General features: G+C 54.6%; 22 protein-coding genes and 1 other annotated feature. Of the genes, 10 read left to right on the forward strand and 12 right to left on the reverse strand.

Annotated elements, in window-relative coordinates; all coding sequences use genetic code 11:
- Window positions 1-16 precede the first annotated feature (16 nt).
- From btuC to thrS, 9 genes are all read right to left on the reverse strand, one after another.
- Window positions 17-997 carry a vitamin B12 ABC transporter permease BtuC gene (btuC, locus tag M2433_RS04770; RefSeq protein WP_429053081.1) on the reverse strand — a complete coding sequence of 327 codons (981 nt, stop codon included), beginning with the start codon at window positions 995-997 and terminating at the stop codon, window positions 17-19.
- Window positions 998-1,101: 104 nt separating this feature from the next.
- Window positions 1,102-1,401, reverse strand: a complete 300-nt coding sequence (ihfA, locus tag M2433_RS04775) for an integration host factor subunit alpha (RefSeq protein WP_003857805.1) — start codon at window positions 1,399-1,401, stop codon at window positions 1,102-1,104.
- A gap of 4 nt (window positions 1,402-1,405) precedes the next feature.
- Window positions 1,406-3,793: a phenylalanine--tRNA ligase subunit beta gene (pheT, locus tag M2433_RS04780; RefSeq protein WP_429053082.1), complete on the reverse strand. Its 2,388-nt coding sequence runs from the start codon at window positions 3,791-3,793 to the stop codon at window positions 1,406-1,408.
- Between the two features lie 15 nt (window positions 3,794-3,808).
- A complete protein-coding gene (gene pheS, locus M2433_RS04785; RefSeq protein WP_010426091.1) occupies window positions 3,809-4,792 on the reverse strand; it encodes a phenylalanine--tRNA ligase subunit alpha in 984 nt (327 codons plus the stop codon).
- A gap of 62 nt (window positions 4,793-4,854) precedes the next feature.
- Window positions 4,855-4,979, reverse strand: a sequence feature (Phe leader region).
- On the reverse strand, window positions 4,930-4,974 hold the full coding sequence (pheM, locus tag M2433_RS04790) for a pheST operon leader peptide PheM (protein ID WP_001386830.1): 45 nt from the start codon (window positions 4,972-4,974) through the stop codon (window positions 4,930-4,932). Its footprint overlaps the feature before it by 45 nt.
- A gap of 117 nt (window positions 4,980-5,096) precedes the next feature.
- On the reverse strand, window positions 5,097-5,453 hold the full coding sequence (rplT, locus tag M2433_RS04795) for a 50S ribosomal protein L20 (protein ID WP_000124850.1): 357 nt from the start codon (window positions 5,451-5,453) through the stop codon (window positions 5,097-5,099).
- Window positions 5,454-5,504: 51 nt separating this feature from the next.
- Entirely contained in the window at window positions 5,505-5,702 is a 198-nt protein-coding gene (gene rpmI / locus M2433_RS04800) for a 50S ribosomal protein L35 (RefSeq protein WP_003030583.1), read from the reverse strand.
- Between the two features lie 97 nt (window positions 5,703-5,799).
- A complete protein-coding gene (gene infC / locus M2433_RS04805; RefSeq protein ID WP_014069901.1) occupies window positions 5,800-6,342 on the reverse strand; it encodes a translation initiation factor IF-3 in 543 nt (180 codons plus the stop codon).
- A gap of 3 nt (window positions 6,343-6,345) precedes the next feature.
- A complete protein-coding gene (gene thrS, locus M2433_RS04810; protein WP_025757343.1) occupies window positions 6,346-8,274 on the reverse strand; it encodes a threonine--tRNA ligase in 1,929 nt (642 codons plus the stop codon).
- 322 nt (window positions 8,275-8,596) lie between these two features.
- Between thrS and yncL the strand changes: the two genes are divergently transcribed.
- Together yncL and yniD are read left to right on the forward strand one after the other, a co-directional pair.
- Complete coding sequence (gene yncL / locus M2433_RS04815; RefSeq protein WP_021241082.1) at window positions 8,597-8,689, forward strand: stress response membrane protein YncL; 93 nt, start codon at window positions 8,597-8,599, stop codon at window positions 8,687-8,689.
- 98 nt (window positions 8,690-8,787) lie between these two features.
- Window positions 8,788-8,895, forward strand: a complete 108-nt coding sequence (gene yniD, locus M2433_RS04820) for a small membrane protein YniD (protein ID WP_008500658.1) — start codon at window positions 8,788-8,790, stop codon at window positions 8,893-8,895.
- Window positions 8,896-8,971: 76 nt separating this feature from the next.
- On the opposite strand, the gene M2433_RS04825 is transcribed toward yniD, so the two are convergent.
- The gene (locus M2433_RS04825) at window positions 8,972-9,730 is read right to left on the reverse strand and encodes a DUF481 domain-containing protein (RefSeq protein ID WP_025757344.1); all 759 of its coding nucleotides are present in this window, start codon (window positions 9,728-9,730) and stop codon (window positions 8,972-8,974) included.
- Window positions 9,731-10,025: 295 nt separating this feature from the next.
- Between M2433_RS04825 and pfkB the strand changes: the two genes are divergently transcribed.
- From pfkB to M2433_RS04840, 3 genes are all read left to right on the forward strand, one after another.
- Window positions 10,026-10,958, forward strand: a complete 933-nt coding sequence (pfkB, locus tag M2433_RS04830; protein WP_429053109.1) for a 6-phosphofructokinase II — start codon at window positions 10,026-10,028, stop codon at window positions 10,956-10,958.
- Window positions 10,959-11,064: 106 nt separating this feature from the next.
- On the forward strand, window positions 11,065-11,355 hold the full coding sequence (ghoS, locus tag M2433_RS04835) for a type V toxin-antitoxin system endoribonuclease antitoxin GhoS (protein ID WP_429053084.1): 291 nt from the start codon (window positions 11,065-11,067) through the stop codon (window positions 11,353-11,355).
- 105 nt (window positions 11,356-11,460) lie between these two features.
- Window positions 11,461-12,321: a fructosamine kinase family protein gene (locus M2433_RS04840; protein ID WP_008500662.1), complete on the forward strand. Its 861-nt coding sequence runs from the start codon at window positions 11,461-11,463 to the stop codon at window positions 12,319-12,321.
- A 36-nt stretch (window positions 12,322-12,357) separates the two neighbouring features.
- Here the strand turns inward: M2433_RS04840 and M2433_RS04845 are convergent, their stop codons facing one another.
- Window positions 12,358-12,894, reverse strand: coding sequence for a YniB family protein (locus M2433_RS04845; protein ID WP_429053085.1), 537 nt, complete (start codon window positions 12,892-12,894; stop codon window positions 12,358-12,360).
- A 148-nt stretch (window positions 12,895-13,042) separates the two neighbouring features.
- On the opposite strand from M2433_RS04845, the gene hxpB reads away from it, so the two are divergent.
- The 3 genes from hxpB to tcyP all read left to right on the forward strand — a co-directional run bounded on the left by hxpB (window position 13,043) and on the right by tcyP (window position 15,925).
- Window positions 13,043-13,714, forward strand: a complete 672-nt coding sequence (gene hxpB / locus M2433_RS04850) for a hexitol phosphatase HxpB (RefSeq protein WP_429053086.1) — start codon at window positions 13,043-13,045, stop codon at window positions 13,712-13,714.
- Window positions 13,715-13,815: 101 nt separating this feature from the next.
- The gene (locus tag M2433_RS04855; protein ID WP_023335366.1) at window positions 13,816-14,406 is read left to right on the forward strand and encodes a metal-dependent hydrolase; all 591 of its coding nucleotides are present in this window, start codon (window positions 13,816-13,818) and stop codon (window positions 14,404-14,406) included.
- A gap of 127 nt (window positions 14,407-14,533) precedes the next feature.
- Complete coding sequence (gene tcyP / locus M2433_RS04860) at window positions 14,534-15,925, forward strand: cystine/sulfocysteine:cation symporter (RefSeq protein WP_429053087.1); 1,392 nt, start codon at window positions 14,534-14,536, stop codon at window positions 15,923-15,925.
- A gap of 48 nt (window positions 15,926-15,973) precedes the next feature.
- On the opposite strand, the gene cedA is transcribed toward tcyP, so the two are convergent.
- Window positions 15,974-16,228: a cell division activator CedA gene (gene cedA, locus M2433_RS04865; protein WP_429053088.1), complete on the reverse strand. Its 255-nt coding sequence runs from the start codon at window positions 16,226-16,228 to the stop codon at window positions 15,974-15,976.
- 188 nt (window positions 16,229-16,416) lie between these two features.
- Here cedA and katE point away from each other — a divergent pair, with 188 nt between their 5' ends.
- Both katE and M2433_RS04875 read left to right on the forward strand, forming a co-directional pair.
- Window positions 16,417-18,666 carry a catalase HPII gene (gene katE, locus M2433_RS04870; RefSeq protein ID WP_429053089.1) on the forward strand — a complete coding sequence of 750 codons (2,250 nt, stop codon included), beginning with the start codon at window positions 16,417-16,419 and terminating at the stop codon, window positions 18,664-18,666.
- Window positions 18,667-18,855: 189 nt separating this feature from the next.
- Window positions 18,856-19,295, forward strand: a 440-nt coding sequence (locus tag M2433_RS04875) for a helix-turn-helix domain-containing protein (RefSeq protein ID WP_429053090.1), incomplete at its 3' end; no start/stop codon positions are given.

Raw genomic sequence — 19,295 nt, forward strand, 5'->3', positions numbered from 1 at the left:
TCCTCAGATTGTCGATTTAACGTCCAGCTTTTAATAGTAGCCAGATAAAGACCGGCGCGCCCAGCGTGGCGGTCACAACGCCAATGGGCAGCTCGGCGGCTGTCAGGGCAAGCCGGGCGATGATATCGGCCACCAGCAGCGTGACGGCACCGGCAACAGCCGAGGCCGGAAGTAAGGTTCGATGGTCCGTGAGGCCACACAGACGCAGCATGTGCGGAATAACCAGCCCGATAAAGCCAATCGCCCCCGCCAGAGCGACGCTGACGCCGACCAGCCAGCCAATGGCGATGACCAGCACATTACGCCAGAACCCTATCGGCATGCCGAGCTGGCGGGCAGAGTTTTCACCCAGCGCGAGCATATTCAGCGGCTGCGCCTGCAGGGCAGCCCACGCGATAACCGGCACCAGCAGCGCCATTAGCCAGCCCTGGTGCCAGTCAACGCCGCCAAAGCCGCCCATCATCCAGTACATGAGCTGGCGCAAGTCAAAGGAGGTCGAGAAATAGACTGCCCAGGTCATCAGCGCGCTGCAGATAATCCCCAGCGCCACGCCGGCAAGGAGCAGACGGCTGGTGGATAAGTGCCGTCTGGCGAAGCGAAGAAGGATCGCGGTTATCAGCAATGCGCCAAGAATTGCGCTCAGGCTAATTCCCCATCCGGAGAGTTCTCCCCCGCCCAGCATCACCGCCGCAATCAGCCCCACGCCTGCGCCGTTCGACACGCCGAGTAACCCGGGTTCCGCCAGCGGGTTATCAAACAACGCCTGCATAATAGTGCCGCACAGCGCCAGCGCGGCACCCACCAGAATCACCGCGACGGTGCGCGGCAAACGAATTTGCCAGACGAAGAGCTGCCCGTCAGGCCCCCACCAGCTTTCGGGCCCTATCCATCGGTCACCGGCGCAGAGGCTCACACCCGCGGCGACAATGAGTAGCAGCACCAGCAAAAGCAGGCGACGTCGATCGGAACGGTGCTGGCGATGGGCATAATCAAGCATGAGTATGGTTATTAGTAGCGTGAGATGTAATTGATTTTACGGCGGGTTTGCCAGAGAGCGCAAAGAAAAAAGGCCGCGTGGGCGGCCTTTTTGGTTAGTTCATATTACTCTGCTTTGGGCGTTGCGTTTTCGACACGGCTTTTTAACTTCTGGCCGGGTCTGAAGGTCACCACGCGGCGGGCTGTAATGGGAATATCTTCCCCCGTCTTCGGGTTACGGCCCGGACGTTGGTTTTTGTCTCGCAAATCAAAATTACCAAAACCGGAGAGTTTAACCTGCTCACCATTTTCCAGAGCACGACGGATCTCTTCGAAAAACAGCTCTACCAGCTCTTTGGCATCCCGTTTGCTAAGCCCAAGCTTATCAAACAGATATTCTGACATTTCAGCTTTTGTAAGCGCCATAGGTTCAATCCCTCAATGATGCCTGGAATCGCTCTTTTAATGCCTCTACACATTTGGCGACGGTAGCGGCAATCTCCTCTTCTTCGAGTGTACGGCTGGTATCCTGAAGGATAAGGCTAATAGCGAGGCTCTTGAAACCTTCTGCTACGCCCTTGCCGCGGTACACGTCAAATAAGTTTACGCCAACTACCTGATTTACGCCAACTTTCTTACATTCGGCCAAAATATCTGCTGCGGGCACATTTTCCGCGACCACAACTGCGATATCACGGCGGTTTGCCGGGAAGCGGGAGACGTCCTGAGCCTGAGGAATCACGCGGTCTGCCACCAGGTTCCATTCCAGCTCGAACACGATGGTACGGCCGTTCAGGTCCAGTTTACGCTCCAGCTCAGGGTGAACAACCCCAATGAAACCAACGCGTTTGCCGTCTAAATAGATGGCCGCGCTCTGGCCCGGATGCAGAGCCGGGATGGCTTCCGCGCGGAATTCAATTTCAGATAATTTACCGGTCAGATCCAGAATCGCTTCCAGATCGCCCTTCATATCGTAGAAATCAACCGCGCCTTTTGCCAGGTCCCAGTGCTCTTCGTAGCGGTTACCGCTGATGGCACCAGCCAGCATGAGATCCTGACGGATGCCTAAATTTGCCTGATTATCCGGCACAAAGCGCAAACCGCTTTCGAAAATTCGCACGCGGTTTTGCTGGCGATTCTGGTTATAAACGATAGTGCCCAGCAGGCCCGTCCACAGGGACAGACGCATTGCAGACATTTCGCTGGAGATTGGGCTTGGCAGGATCAGCGCTTCTTCGCCCGGGTGGATCAGCTGCTGCAGTTTTGGATCAACAAAGCTGTAGGTGATCACTTCCTGGTAACCTTTGTCGTTCAGCATGGTTTTCACACGCTTCAGGGACAGGTCGGCTTCACGGTGGGACCCCATCACCAGGCCGGCCTGGACAGGCTCGTCAGGGATGTTGTTGTAGCCGTATACGCGGGCCACTTCTTCCACCAGATCTTCTTCGATTTCCATGTCGAAACGCCAGGATGGGGCAACGGCTTTCCACTCGTCCTGACCTTCGGTCACGTCGCAACCCAAACGCTTCAGGATATCGGTCACCTGCGCATCGGCAACGTGGTGGCCAATCAGACGATCCAGCTTGCTGCGACGCAGGGTGATGGTCGCGCGCTTCGGCAGAGTCTCTTCACTGGTGACGTCAATAACCGGGCCCGCTTCACCGCCGCAGATGTCGATCAGCAGACGGGTGGCACGCTCAATCGCTTTATACTGCAGAGCCGGGTCAACGCCGCGCTCGTAGCGGTGAGAGGCATCGGTGTGCAGGCCGTGACGACGTGCGCGACCGGTGATGGAAAGCGGACTGAAGAACGCACACTCCAGCAGCACGTTTTGCGTCTCATCGTTCACGCCTGAATGTTCGCCGCCGAAAATGCCGCCCATTGCCAGCGCTTTGCTGTGGTCGGCAATAACCAGCGTGTCAGCGTTCAGTTTCGCTTCGCTGCCGTCCAGCAGAACCAGGGTTTCACCCTCTTTCGCCATACGCACCACAATACCGCCTTCGATACGATCTTTATCGAACGCGTGCATTGGCTGGCCCAGCTCCAGCAGGACGTAGTTAGTCACGTCAACTACCGCATCGATAGAACGGATACCGCAGCGACGCAGCTTCTCTTTCATCCACAGCGGGGTTGGCGCTTTAACGTTGATGCCTTTCACTACGCGACCGAGGTAGCGAGGACATGCATCCGCAGCGTCAACCTGAATAGGCAGTACGTCGCTGATGGTCGCTTCAACCGGAGCGATCTCCGGCGCGTTCAGCTCGGTCTGGTTCAACACGGCAACGTCGCGCGCCACGCCGATAATACCCAGGCAGTCGGCACGGTTTGGCGTGACGCTGATTTCGATGGTGTTGTCATCAAGCTTCAGGTATTCGCGGATATCGGTACCGATTGGCGCATCCAGCGGCAGCTCAATGATGCCGTTGTGGTCGTCGGAAATACCCAGCTCGGAGAAGGAGCACAGCATGCCTTCAGACGGCTCGCCGCGAAGCTTAGCCGCTTTGATTTTGAAATCACCCGGCAGTACGGCACCGACGGTCGCCACGGCCACCTTCAGCCCCTGACGGCAGTTTGGCGCACCGCAGACGATATCCAGCAGACGGTCACCGCCCACGTTCACTTTTGTCACGCGCAGTTTGTCAGCGTTAGGGTGCTGGCCGCACTCTACCACTTCGCCGACGACCACGCCGTTGAAGGCACCGGAAACCGGCTCAACGCCGTCCACTTCCAGGCCCGCCATGGTGATCTGGTTAGAAAGCGCGTCGCTGTCCAGCGTGGTGTTCACCCATTCGCGTAACCACAGTTCACTGAATTTCATTGTTCTGTCCTGCCCTTATTTAAACTGTTTGAGGAAACGCAGATCGTTTTCGAAGAATGCGCGTAAGTCGGTCACGCCGTAGCGCAGCATGGTCAGACGTTCCATGCCCATACCGAACGCAAAGCCGGAGTACACTTCCGGATCGATACCCACGTTGCGCAGCACGTTTGGATGCACCATCCCGCAGCCCAGCACTTCCAGCCATTTGCCGTTTTTACCCATCACGTCAACTTCCGCAGACGGTTCAGTGAACGGGAAGTAGGACGGACGGAAACGAACCTGCAGATCTTCCTCAAAGAAGTTGTTCAGGAAATCATGCAGCGTGCCCTTCAGGTTGGTGAAGCTGATGTTTTTATCAACGATCAGACCTTCCATCTGGTGGAACATTGGGGTGTGGGTCTGATCGTAGTCGTTACGATAGACGCGGCCCGGCGCGATAATGCGGATTGGCGGTTCCTGATCCTTCATGGTGCGGATCTGAACGCCTGAGGTCTGGGTACGCAGCAGACGCGTAGCGTCGAACCAGAAAGTGTCGTGGTCAGCGCGTGCCGGATGATGGCCAGGAATGTTCAGGGCATCGAAGTTGTGGTAATCATCTTCGATTTCCGGGCCAGTCGCCACGGTAAAGCCGAGCTCACCGAAGAAACTTTCAATGCGGTCAATCGTACGGGTGACCGGATGCAGACCGCCGTTTTCAATACGACGACCCGGCAGAGAAACGTCAATCGTCTCTGCGGCCAGACGCGCATTCAGCACCGCGCTTTCCAGCTCGGCTTTACGCGCGTTCAGCGCCTGCTGAACCTGCTCTTTGGCCTCGTTAATCACCGCACCCGCTGCCGGGCGTTCTTCTGGCGGCAGTTCACGCAGGGTTGTCATTTGAAGGGTCAAATGCCCTTTTTTACCAAGATATTCGACGCGGACATTGTCTAACGCGGCAACATCTGAGGCCTGATTAATGGCGGCTGTTGCACTGGCAACCAGCTCTGCGAGATGTGACATGATTTTCCTCATTATGTCGGTGCAGACACCGATTTGGTGGAGTTATTCTCTCAAATTCAGGCACAAAAAAAGCCTCCATCGGGAGGCTTATCTGGCGCTGTTTTTCGTTTCATCTTTCACGCGCTAGCCTCCTGAATTCAGGTGCTAAAGTAAAAGAAGAAGCGGAAAATAGCAGCATTCATGCTTGCGTTACCTTGTAGGGTAAAAACCGTTAAGACCTTATTGAAAAGCCTGGACGGGTAAAAGTCAATGTTCTGATGAGGTTAAAACAAAAGAGGGAGCAAAGCTCCCTCTCTCAACTGGCTTATGCCAGTGCTGCTTTCGCTTTTTCGACCAGAGCGGTGAACGCTACTTTGTCGAATACTGCGATGTCAGCCAGGATCTTACGGTCGATTTCAACAGAGGCTTTTTTCAGGCCGTTGATGAATTTGCTGTAAGAAATACCGTTCTGACGTGCTGCTGCGTTGATACGCGCAATCCACAGTTGACGGAACTGACGCTTACGCTGACGACGGTCACGGTAAGCGTACTGACCTGCTTTGATAACAGCCTGGAAGGCAACGCGGTAAACGCGTGAACGCGCACCGTAGTAGCCTTTAGCTTGTTTCAAAATTTTCTTGTGACGTGCACGTGCAATTACACCACGTTTTACGCGAGCCATATGTGCTCTCCTGTATCTATATTCTTAGTAAAAAAATTAAACGTTAACGGCTTATGCGTACGGCAGGCACGCGATAACCAGACCCAGATCGCCTTTAGAAACAAGGCCTTTTGGACGCAGGTGACGTTTACGCTTAGTAGATTTTTTGGTCAGAATATGACGCAGGTTTGCGTGCTTACGCTTAAATCCACCACCACCGGTTTTTTTGAAGCGCTTAGCAGCACCGCGTACGGTCTTAATTTTTGGCATCTTAATAACTTCCACTTCGCATTGTTAAATAAACGAAACATAGGCGAACAAAACCTATGAAACCCGAAGGCTCCACAGATTTTGCTGCTTGAAGGCCTTACTGTTTCTTCTTAGGAGCGAGCACCATGATCATCTGGCGGCCTTCGATCTTCGTAGGGAAGGATTCGACTACTGCCAGTTCACTCAGATCGTCACGGACGCGGTTAAGCACTTCCATACCGATCTGTTGGTGGGCCATCTCACGACCGCGGAAACGCAGTGTGATCTTGGCCTTATCGCCATCTTCCAGAAAGCGAATCAGGCTGCGGAGTTTTACCTGATAATCGCCATCGTCGGTACCAGGACGGAATTTAATTTCCTTAACCTGGATAACTTTTTGCTTCTTCTTCTGTTCCTTAGAAGACTTACTCTTTTCATAAAGGAACTTGCCGTAGTCCATGATACGACAAACTGGCGGTTCGGCGTTAGGGCTGATTTCAACTAAATCTACTCCAGCTTCTTCAGCTTTTTCGATCGCTTCTCTCAGACTCACAATCCCCAGTGGTTCACCTTCAAGATCTGTTAAGCGAACTTCCTGGGCGCGAATCTCGCCATTGATACGATTCGGACGTGCCGTTTGAACTCGTTTTCCGCCTTTAATACCTTATTCCTCCAGTTGTTGAAGACTGCGGCTGCGAATCTCTTGTTGCAGCTTCTCAATCACTTCACTTACGTCCAGGCTGCCCAGGTCTTTACCACGGCGGGTGCGAACGGCAACTTTGCCTGCTTCCACCTCTTTATCACCACAGACCAACATATATGGGACACGACGTAAAGTGTGCTCGCGGATTTTAAAGCCAATCTTCTCATTTCTCAAGTCTGCTTTTACGCGAATGCCCGCATTTTGTAGTTTCTGCGTCAATTCTTTAACGTAATCTGCCTGAGAATCGGTAATGTTCATCACCACGACCTGCACTGGCGCAAGCCAGGTTGGGAAGAAGCCTGCAAACTCTTCGGTCAGGATGCCGATGAAGCGCTCCAGAGAACCGAGAATTGCGCGGTGAATCATTACCGGCACCTGACGCTCGTTGTCTTCGCCAACATAAGAGGCGCTAAGACGCTGAGGCAGGGAGAAGTCCAGCTGTACAGTACCGCACTGCCATGCGCGATCGAGGCAGTCATACAGGGTAAATTCAATTTTCGGACCGTAGAATGCGCCCTCACCCAGCTGATATTCGAACGGAATACCGTTCTCTTCCAGCGCGACGGCGAGATCCGCTTCAGCACGATCCCAGGTCTCATCGCTACCGATACGTTTTTCCGGACGCGTTGAGAGTTTGACCACGATCTTCTCGAAGCCAAAGGTGCTGTACATATCGTAGACCATACGAATACAGGCGTTAACTTCATCACGTACCTGATCTTCCGTACAGAAGATATGCGCATCATCCTGAGTAAAGCCACGAACGCGCATCAGACCGTGCAAGGCACCTGATGGCTCGTTACGGTGGCAGCTACCGAACTCCGCCATACGCAGCGGCAGGTCGCGGTAGGATTTCAGACCCTGGTTGAAGATCTGAACGTGACCCGGGCAGTTCATTGGCTTAATGCAGTATTCACGGTTCTCAGAAGAGGTGGTGAACATCGCATCTTTGTAGTTGTCCCAGTGGCCGGTTTTTTCCCACAGCACACGGTCCATCATGAACGGGCCTTTCACTTCCTGATACTGGTACTCTTTCAGCTTGGAGCGTACGAAGGTTTCCAGTTCACGGAAGATGGTCCAGCCATCGTTATGCCAGAACACCATACCCGGCGCTTCTTCCTGCATGTGGTACAGGTCAAGCTGCTTACCGATTTTACGGTGGTCACGCTTCGCGGCCTCTTCCAGGCGCAGCAGGTACGCGTTCAGGGCTTTTTTATCGGCCCACGCGGTACCATAAATACGCTGCAACATCTTGTTGTTGCTGTCGCCGCGCCAGTAGGCGCCCGCGATCTTCATCAGTTTAAAGTGATGACAGAAGCGCATGTTCGGCACGTGCGGTCCACGGCACATGTCGACGTATTCTTCGTGATGGTACAAGCCAGGCTTGTCATCATGGGAAATATTTTCGTCAAGAATAGAGACCTTATAGCTCTCGCCGCGCTTCACGAAGGTTTCACGCGCTTCGTGCCAGCTGACTTTCTTCTTGATGACGTCATAGTTCGTTTCGGCGAGCTCATGCATACGTTTTTCGAGCGCGTCGATATCTTCCTGAGTCAGGGTGTGGTCAAGGTCAACGTCGTAGTAGAAACCGTTGTCGATAACCGGACCGATCGCCATTTTGGTGTTTGGCCACAGCTGTTTGATGGCATGGCCTAGCAGGTGCGCGCAGGAGTGACGAATGATCTCCAGACCTTCTTCGTCTTTCGCAGTGATGATTGCAAGCGTCGCATCGTTTTCGATCAGGTCGGAAGCATCCACCAGCTCACCGTTAACACGGCCGGCGATAGTCGCCTTCGCGAGACCAGGACCGATGTCCAGGGCAACATCCATTGGGCTAACTGCGTGGTCGAAATGGCGTTGGCTGCCATCAGGAAGAGTAATTACAGGCATTTTATATCCTTATTTGCAGTGATGCCCCACACATAAGAGCATATACAAAGAAAATAATCGTGATTTGACAATAGATTACGACACCATCTGACCAACAATCGTCAAATTGGTTCGTCATCATTCACCTGCTGAAATCAGACAACGTCGGATTTACAGTAAGCCTTGCAATGTTAACACTAACAAAAGGGAGATTGCACCCTCTGCCGGCAGATTGATGCGCTGGCACTTTCGCATGAATTTGCTGGGCGCATATTCCCGGTGCTCGCATTTCAGAAATGCTGGGCTACTCTTGAACAGGTCTTTAAACCCAAAGGTGCATACCATGAACGTATCAAGTAGAACGGTTGTGATATTGAACATCCTTTCAGCCACAGGTTTATTGTTGATTCTCGCCGAACGATTCCACTGGTTCTGAGCCTGACCCTACGCTGGCATAACCCAATCGATCCGGAGAAGGGGCATATTTCGGCCCTGTTTGGTAGACTGTGGGTATCAACAAACAAGGATTAGGTTATGCCAACAAAACGATTTGCCGTAAAACACTGGAAAATGGTACTGGTGCTGATTGCCATCTGCGGCGCAATGCTGCTACTTCGTTGGGCGGCAATGATTTGGGGCTAGAAGTGAATATCGGTAATCAGACAGGACGTCAAAAGGTCAGGAGAAACGGGCCGACATCATCATCGGCCCGCCATCATTACATTTTATAACCCAGTGAAACCGTGGTTCTGCGATCGGTATGATCCGGCGCAGTTTCTGGTGGTGAAGAGTTCCAGGTCACGTTGTAGGCTACTTTCAGACCAAAGTGTTCGTTGATAGCCACGTTCAGCGCCGTCTCAGAGTTCAGCGTCGTATCGTCGGCACCAAATACAGAAACACCCTGGGTGAATTTGGTGTTGTCAGTCATCTGCCAGGCATAGGTACCGGAAGCGTAACCAAGCGGTTGGGTTTTGGTATCGCCATCGGTGTACTCGTCATAACGCACACCCGGACCGAATTCAAAGCGGAAGCTGTGTACCGGACCGTTCAGGAACTGGCGACCATAACCAGCGGTAAACACATCGCGCTGACGATAGCCGTTGTAACGGTCGGTTAACCAACTTGCCTGACCAAACAGGTAGTCATAATCGGTCATGTTGTAACGGCTACGTCCGCCTACCGCATATTTCTCGGAAGAGCGTTCGTCATTGGCGGACGTATTGCTGGCATTACCCCACAGAGACCAGGCGGTGGTATTACCGTACCAGGTGAGCGTACTGTCCGCCGTCAGAGAGGAGCTTTTCGTGTTACCGGATTGTGCCAGATACCCTGCGTTCAGGTTACCTTCAAAAGGTTTTTTCGCGGTGGTGGGATCGTCCATGACAGTAAAAACGGTATCATCGGCGGCTGCGTTCATAGCTGCAAACACGCCACCCGCCAGCATCAGTGCAGCGGGAACTGTCTTTAAAAGCTTCATTTTATTAAGGAGTCCGTACAACAAAAAAAGAGACCACACGGTCCCGGAATCTTTCTTGAGGATCAATGACAAGGCGTCCAGAGAAAGGTAACAAATTATAAAAAGCCGCAAATAACATAGCAATGATTTCTTATTTCATTTTTTGAATAAGAACGATCCCAAAAAGCGTTTTATTTTATATAAGCCGCACCGCATTTTTCGTCATTATTCATATTTAAAATCATACTGTTATTTACATTGCCTTCCTGCTAAATGGTGCCAGGCTATTAAGAACCCATGCTAAAAGGAGGTAATGATGGTTTCTATCTACACCCTGACGCTCTCCCCTTCCCTTGATTCCGCAACCCTGACGCCGCAGATTTACCCGGAAGGTAAATTGCGCTGCAGCGCCCCGGTCTTTGAGCCCGGCGGCGGCGGTATCAACGTGGCGCGCGCCATTACGCACCTCGGCGGCAAAGCGACGGCCATCTTCCCCGCCGGCGGCGCTACCGGCGAACACCTGGTCTCTCTGCTGGCAGATGAACAGGTGGCCGCAGAGACCGTCGAGGCCAAAGACTGGACGCGGCAAAACCTGCATGTCCACGTGGAATCAAGCGGCGAACAGTACCGTTTTGTCATGCCAGGCGCGAAACTCAGCGATGATGAGTTTCGCCAGCTTGAAGAGAAAGTGCTGACGATAGAAAGCGGCGCGCTGCTGGTCGTAAGCGGCAGCCTGCCGCCCGGCGTCAGCACGGAAAAATTAACCGCCCTTATTCAGGCCGCGCAGCAGCGCGGGATCCGCTGCATTGTCGACAGCAGCGGCGAGGCTCTGCAGGCGGCCCTGGTGCCGGGCAATCTGGAGCTGGTCAAACCCAACCAGAAAGAGCTAAGCGCACTGGTCAACCGCGAGCTGACGCAGCCTGACGATGTTCGCACCGCCGCGCAGGAGCTGGTACGCAGCGGCAAAGCACGACGCGTCGTGGTTTCCCTTGGCCCTCAGGGGGCGCTGGCCGTCGATGAAACGTCGTCCGTTCAGGTTGTCCCGCCGCCGATGAAAAGTCAGAGCACGGTAGGCGCTGGGGATAGCATGGTGGGCGCCATGACGCTGAAACTGGCGCAGGGCGCGTCGCTGCTGGAAATGACGCGTTACGGCGTGGCAGCAGGTAGCGCCGCCACCATCAACAAGGGCACGCGTCTTTGTTCGCTGTCCGATACGCAAAAAATTGTCGATTATCTGTCCCAAAATTAATCCCTGTTCCCCTTCATGGTTATGGAGGGGAATGTCATCCCCGAGTCGCCAAACGCAAACTATCGACTATGCTAAGAAAACTTCCATGATAACAATGAGGTGAATTATGAGCAGTGGTGACATCACCCGCTACGTCGTGACCATCAACCTTCATGAAGCATCGCTGACCGAGCTGAATGAGCTCAACAACGCCTTCACCCGGGCTAATTTTCTCCTCACGCTCACGGATGACGCGGGCAATGTTCATGATTTAGGCACCCTGGCATTTGGCCTGATCAGTCCCCTGAGCCAGGAAGAGGTTCATGCGTTGGGCGCCAGTCTGGTGGAAAGCGTGACCGACAAGCCAGCCGAGATTGACGTGGAAACCTGGGAAAGCTGGCATAAAAAAGAACAATAAGTGCCCTGCATGAATTTAAACCGCTCAGGTGTGCGTTAGTTCGTATTTTTTTACCGCAATTATGCGCTAACTTTATGATCTGGCAGACAACATGGGAGAGACAACATGTGGCAGGCTATCAGTCATCTTTTAAGTGAGCAACTGGGTGAAGGTGAAATCGAACTGCGTAACGAACTGCCAGGCGGAGAGATCCATGCCGCGTGGCATTTACGCTACGCAGGACGCGATCTTTTCGTTAAATGCGATGAGCGAGAGCTGCTCCCGATATTTACCGCCGAAGCCGATCAGCTGGAGCTGTTGTCGCGCAGCAAAACGGTGACCGTCCCGCAGGTCCTGGCCGTGGGTAGCGACCGCGACTACAGTTTCCTGGTCATGGAATATCTCCCTGCCCGTCCGCTGGATGCCCACAATGCTTTTATTCTCGGCCAACAGCTCGCGCGCCTGCACCAGTGGAGCGACCAGCCGCAGTTTGGCCTCGATTTTGACAACGACCTCTCCACCACGCCCCAGCCCAACGCCTGGCAGCGCCGCTGGTCGACGTTTTTTGCCGAGCAGCGCATTGGCTGGCAGCTTGAGCTGGCCGCTGAGAAAGGGCTGGAATTTGGCAATATTGATGCCATCGTCGAGCACGTTCAACAGCGCCTGGCATCCCACCAGCCTCAGGCGTCTCTGCTTCACGGTGATTTGTGGTCCGATAACTGCGCGCTGGGTCCCAACGGCCCCTATATCTTCGACCCGGCCTGCTACTGGGGTGACAGAGAGTGCGATCTTGCCATGCTGCCGCTTCACCCTGAACAGCCGCCGCAAATATACGACGGGTACCAGTCTGTTTCCCCTCTGCCGCCCGGTTTCCTCGATCGTCAACCGGTGTATCAGCTATATACGCTGATGAACCGTGCCATTCTTTTTGGCGGTGAACATCTCGTTAACGCGCAGCGCGCGCTCGAACGCATGCTTGCCGCCTGAGAAGAGAAAGGGTGGCTTTGCCGCCACCCTTATCGATTACAGAAAACCGAGCAGTGAAAAGAAGAAATATCCCGCCACAATGATGAGCACGGGAAGAACGTAAAGCGGAAATATCTGCAGGAAAATGGTATGACGCGGAACAACAATACGTGATTCAATCTGCTCCCGACTCATTCCTTCCGGGCCTTTGGCCTGTTCCAGAATTAACTGGTCCTCAACGCCTTCGCGTAAAAAACGCGTCTGGCGGCTCATTCGCGCGCCTGAGGCCTGCAATGCCAGCGCGACAAAGATCAGGGCGTAAATTATCCAGAAGCCGATATTCAGCTGATGCTGAAAATCCGGAGTGGGCGAGTTAAACCAGAAGACATTCAAAAATGGCGTATTAAAACGCATCATCTCAATCATGACATGAGCGAAATCAAGCATTACCGCATTGATACCCGGCTGCTTTTCGCTGTGATCGTACATAAATTTGAGCACGGAAATCAGCGTAGAAATGACGGCAGGAATAAAAATCACCCAGCCAGCAATACGTTTTAAGACCGCAATGCGTCCAGCTTGTTGATACGTCATCAGTTCCTCTTCATAAAGACGCGTTATTTGTGCCTAAGTCTACCTGCTGGTCATCAATTTCGCCCGCTCTTTAAAAGCAATATGCTAAATTGCAGAGTGTGCTTAGCACTTATCGTCTGTCGAACACCCTGGATAAGGAGACGTTGTGATGTCGACACCGCGCCAAATACTTGCCGCAATTTTTGACATGGATGGATTACTGATCGATTCCGAACCGTTATGGGATCGCGCCGAACTGGACGTCATGGCCAGCCTTGGCGTTGATATCAACCGCCGGAATGAACTTCCTGATACGCTGGGGCTGCGCATCGATATGGTGGTTGACCTGTGGTTTGCCCAACAGCCGTGGGTTGGACCCGGTCGCGATGAAGTGACCGCGCGCATAATCAGCCGCGCCATTTCGCTGGTCGAAGAGAACAAGCCGCTGCTGCCCGGCGTGCGTGACGCCGTCGCGCTGTGTAAAGCTCAGGGGCTGAAGGTCGGTCTGGCATCGGCTTCACCGCTGCATATGCTGGAAAAAGTGCTCACCATGTTTGAGCTGCGCGACAGCTTTAACGCCCTGGCGTCCGCTGAAAAGCTGCCTTACAGCAAGCCACACCCGCAGGTTTATCTGGACTGTGCCGCTAAGCTGGGTCTTGATCCCCTCAACTGCGTGGCGCTGGAAGACTCCGTTAACGGTATGGTGGCGTCGAAGGCCGCGCGGATGCGCTCCATTGTGGTGCCCGCTGAAGAAGGCCGCCACGATCCCCGGTTTGCCCTGGCCGATGTGAAGCTCATCTCACTGACAGAGCTCACCGCACGGCACCTGCAGGGCGGTTAACGCTTCCCGCGGGTTTGTGACAAACAGTTACACCGTCACCTCTTCCGCCTACTGTATAAAAACCCTATACTGTATGAATTGACAGTTTCGTGGGTTTTATCATGACGGCGGAAGGCCACCTGCTTTTTTCAATTGCGTGCGCAGTATTTGCCAAAAACGCTGAACTCACTCCCGTGCTGGCGCAGGGGGACTGGTGGCATATTGTCCCTTCCGCCGTACTGACCTGTCTGCTGCCCGATATTGACCACCCTAAATCCTTCCTTGGGCAGCGCCTGAAGTGGGTGTCGAAACCCATCGCCCGCGCGTTCGGCCACCGCGGGTTTACGCACAGCCTGCTGGCCGTTTTTGGTCTGCTGACGCTTTTCTATTTAAAAGTGCCCGAAAGCTGGATTGTCCCTGCCGATGCCATTCAGGGGATGGTGCTGGGTTATTTAAGCCATATTCTCGCCGATATGCTCACGCCTGCGGGCGTGCCGCTGCTGTGGCCCTGCCGCTGGCGCTTTCGTTTTCCCATCCTTGCCCCGCAGAAAGGTAACCAGCTAGAGCGCGCCCTGTGCATGGCGCTGTTTGCTTACGCCGTCTGGATGCCGCAAACATTGCCCGAAAACAGTGCAGTCCGCTGGTCTTCCCAGATGATTAATTCGCTGCAATTTCAGTTCAATCGCTTTATTCATCACCAGATTGAACAGTAAACCAACAAAATCATCCCGTTTGTCATAAACCATTCCATTTGGATATAAGCGCTACATCACACTTCTGCTAACCTTCCGCCAACAGGATCGGTAAAAACCGACCCGATAATAAATCAGGAGAACGGGGATGAATTTTCCACTCATCGCGAACATCGTTGTGTTCGTTGTATTGCTATTGCTTCTCGCGCAGGCGCGCCACAAACAGTGGAGCCTGGCGAAAAAGGTGCTGGTTGGTCTGGCCATGGGTGTCGTATTTGGTCTGGCACTACAGGCGATTTATGGCTCCGATAATCCAGTTCTGAAAGATTCTATTCAGTGGTTCAACATTGTCGGTAACGGCTATGTCCAGCTGCTGCAGATGATCGTTATGCCGCTGGTGTTCGCCTCTATTCTGAGCGCCGTTGCGCGTCTGCATAACGCAACCCAATTGGGCAAAATCAGCTTCCTGACCATTGGTACGCTGCTGTTTACCACCCTGATTGCCGCGCTGGTGGGTGTGCTGGTAACCAACCTGTTTGGCCTGACCGCCGAAGGTCTGGTTCAGGGTAGTGCTGAAACGGCGCGTCTGACCGCGATTCAAACCAACTACGTGGGTAAAGTGGCTGACCTGACCGTGCCGCAGATGGTGCTCTCCTTCATTCCGAAGAACCCGTTTGCTGACCTGACCGGCGCGAGCCCAACGTCCATCATCAGCGTGGTCATTTTCGCCGCGTTCCTCGGCGTGGCGGCGCTGAAGCTGCTGAAAGACGACGCGCCAAAAGGCGAACGCGTGCTGGTTGCTATTGATACCCTGCAAAGCTGGGTGATGAAGCTGGTTCGTCTGGTGATGCAGTTAACCCCTTACGGCGTTCTGGCGCTGATGACCAAAGTGGTTGCCGGCTCTAACCTGCAGGACATCATTAAGCTGGGTAGCTTCGTCATCGCCTCTTATCTGGGTCTGGGCATTATGTTCGTGGTGCACGGTATCCTGCTGGGCGTGAACGGCGTCAGCCCGCTGAAGTACTTCCGTAAAGTCTGGCCGGTGCTGACCTTTGCCTTCACCAGCCGCTCCAGCGCCGCGTCTATTCCGCTGAACGTTGAAGCGCAAACCCGCCGTCTGGGCGTGCCTGAATCCATCGCCAGCTTCTCTGCCTCCTTCGGTGCGACCATTGGTCAGAACGGCTGTGCGGGTCTTTACCCGGCCATGCTGGCGGTGATGGTTGCCCCGACGGTGGGTATCAACCCGCTGGATCCGGTCTGGATCGCTACGCTGGTCGGGATTGTTACCGTGAGTTCCGCAGGCGTTGCGGGCGTTGGCGGCGGTGCAACCTTCGCCGCGCTGATTGTTCTGCCTGCGCTGGGTCTGCCGGTCACGCTGGTCGCCCTGCTGATCTCCGTTGAACCGCTGATCGACATGGGCCGTACCGCGCTGAACGTTAGCGGCTCCATGACCGCCGGTACGCTGACCAGCCAGTGGCTGAAGCAGACTGACAAAGCGATTCTGGAAAGTGAAGACGACGCCGAGCTGGCGCACCGTTAATCACTGTAGAAATAAAAAAACCGCCTGATGGCGGTTTTTTTATGGCTGTTATTCTTCAACCTCTTCATCCTGGCGGATCTGCACCGCCCACCGCTGCGCTGACTCCGGCACCGTAAACGTGGGAGAGCGACGGAAGTGTTCGCCGATCAGCACAAAGGCCACGTATTTGCCCCGCAGTTGCCAGACATCGCGATACCCCTCCACTTTCAGGGCATGGTCAGGCGGCGCGGGCTCAACGCGGGGCACATAGCTAATAACCTGGCGGTTTTGTTGACGAAGAGGTTTCATAAGCGGCTGGTTCACTAAAGCAAATTCTTGAAGCAGGAAAATTCTATCATAGCCGATTCTGCTGCCTTCCGTCGCGCCCCGAGTGGGTGAGAAGGCTCCTTTCGTTAAGGACGGCATGTGAAAACTCTTAGTTCGCGAGCCATTTCACGACATTGTTCTATCCTTAATAGGGTTTTTAGCAATGAATCAAGGAGAATCGTGCAATGTCGAACAAAGATAAAACACATCAGTCACCCATTCATGGCACTGAAGAATCTCAACCGGGCATGGACTCTCTCGCCCCTTCTGACGGCTCTCACCGCCCCTCCCCTGGCCCTTCGGCTCCTGGCGAACAGCCAACCGCACCGGGAAGCATGAAATCCCCGGATACCGGCAACGAGAAGCTGAAATCGCTTGAGCCACACCGCAAAGGCGGCGAAGGTTTTGCGCTGACCACCAATCAGGGCGTACGCATCGCCGATGACCAGAACTCCCTGCGGGCCGGGACGCGCGGGCCAACCCTGCTGGAAGACTTTATTCTGCGGGAAAAAATCACCCACTTTGACCACGAGCGGATACCGGAACGCATCGTCCACGCGCGCGGTTCCGCTGCTCACGGCTACTTCCAGCCATACAAAAGCCTGAAAGCGATCACCAAAGCGGATTTCCTCTCCGACCCGGATAAAATTACCCCGGTGTTCGTGCGCTTCTCCACCGTGCAGGGTGGCGCGGGGTCGGCCGACACGGTGCGCGATATTCGCGGCTTTGCCACCAAGTTTTATACCGAAGAGGGTATTTTCGATCTGGTGGGCAACAACACACCGGTGTTTTTCATTCAGGATGCGCATAAATTTCCTGACTTTGTCCATGCGGTAAAACCGGAGCCCCACTGGGCCATACCGCAGGGCCAAAGCGCGCACGACACCTTCTGGGACTATGTCTCCCTGCAGCCTGAAACCTTGCACAACGTGATGTGGGCGATGTCAGACCGGGGCATTCCGCGCAGTTATCGCACGATGGAGGGATTCGGTATCCATACCTTCCGTCTGATCAACGCCGAGGGAAAAGCCACGTTTGTTCGTTTCCACTGGAAGCCGGTTGCGGGTAAAGCCTCCCTGGTGTGGGATGAGGCGCAGAAGCTGACCGGGCGCGATCCGGATTTCCATCGCCGCGAGCTGTGGGAGTCCATTGAAGCTGGCGACTTCCCGGAGTATGAACTGGGCCTGCAGCTCATTCCGGAAGAAGACGAATTTAAGTTCGATTTCGATCTCCTTGACCCGACCAAGCTGATCCCGGAAGAGCTGGTGCCGGTTCAGCTGGTGGGTAAAATGGTACTCAACCGCAACCCGGATAACTTCTTTGCCGAAAACGAGCAGGCCGCGTTCCACCCGGGGCATATCGTGCCGGGGCTAGACTTCACCAACGACCCGCTGTTACAGGGACGCTTGTTCTCGTATACCGATACGCAGATCAGCCGTCTTGGCGGGCCGAACTTCCACGAAATTCCGATTAACCGGCCAACCTGCCCGTACCACAATTTCCAGCGCGACGGGATGCACCGTCAGGATATCGATACCAACCCGGCCAACTATGAGCCGAACTCCATCAACGATAACTGGCCGCGTGAAACCCCTCCCGCGCCGAAACGCGGTGGATTCGAATCGTATCAGGAGCGCATAGATGGCAACAAAATTCGCGAGCGCAGCCCGTCGTTCGGCGAGTATTACGCCCACCCGCGCCTGTTCTGGAACAGCCAGACGCCAATTGAGCAGCAGCACATTATCGGCGGCTTCAGCTTCGAGCTGAGTAAGGTGGTACGCACCTACATCCGCGAGCGCGTGGTCGATCAGCTCGCGCGCATTGATATTCAACTCGCCCAGAGCGTGGCGGATAACCTGGGCATCACCCTGACCGATGAGCAGCGCAACCTGGCGCCGCCAAAAGAGGTTAACGGCGTGAAGAAAGATCCGTCGCTGAGCCTGTATGCGGTGCCGGGCGGCTCGATTAAAGGCCGCGTGGTCGCCATCCTGCTGAACGACAAAACCCGCGCCAGCGACGTGCTGGGGATCATGCAGGCGCTGAAAACCCAGGGCGTACACGCCAAACTGCTCTATTCACGCATGGGTGAAGTGACCGCCGATGATCGCTCCGTGCTGCCGGTGGCGGCAACCTTTGCCGGGGCGCCATCGCTGACCGTCGATGCGGTGATTGTGCCGTGCGGGGATATTGACAGCCTGCTGAGCAACGGTGACGCCGTGTATTACCTGCTGGAAGCCTATAAGCACCTTAAACCGATCGCGCTGTCCGGCGATGCGCGACAGTTTAAAGCGCAGCTGAAGGTGTCAGAGCAAGGTGAGGACGGCATTGTCGAAGGCGATAACGTAGATGATGCGTTTATGACGAAGCTGTTTGATCTGCTTGCCGCGCACAGGGTGTGGTCGCGCAGCAGCAAGATTGACCAGATACCGGCGTAAAAAATACCCTCACCCCGGCCCTCTCCCTGAAAGGGAGAGGGAGAAATGCAGACCTGTGCTGGCATTACAGGCCGCACCCATTCCCCTCGCCCCGTTGGGGTGTACGGTCCGGGGATATAGTGAACACTTGTTCGGGGACATGGTAGACACTTACAACTAAGGCATAAGAACCCGTTTATGGAGTCGCTTATGCCCTGGGATGCGAGAGATACCATGTCATTACGTACCGAGTTTGTTTTGTTCGCCTCGCAGGACGGGGCGAACATCCGTTCCCTCTGCCGTCGCTTCGGCATTTCTCCTGCCACCGGCTACAAGTGGCTTCGCCGCTGGGCGGAAGAAGGTGCCGCCGGCCTTCAGGACCGCCCGCGCATACCGCACCGTTCCCCGAACCGCTCGTCTGACGACATCGCTGCCCTGCTGCGTATGGCCCATGACCGCCATGAACGCTGGGGTGCCCGCAAGATTAAGCGCTGGCTCGAGGACCAGGGGCACTCCATGCCCGCCTTCAGCACCGTCCATAACCTGATGGCCCGCCACGGCCTGCTGCCGGGCACTTCACCGGGCATTCCCGCCACGGGACGGTTCGAACATGACGCGCCGAACCGCCTCTGGCAGATGGATTTTAAAGG

The organism is Enterobacter sp. AC1 (assembly GCF_050434705.1).
GTDB lineage: Bacteria > Pseudomonadota > Gammaproteobacteria > Enterobacterales > Enterobacteriaceae > Enterobacter > Enterobacter cloacae_L.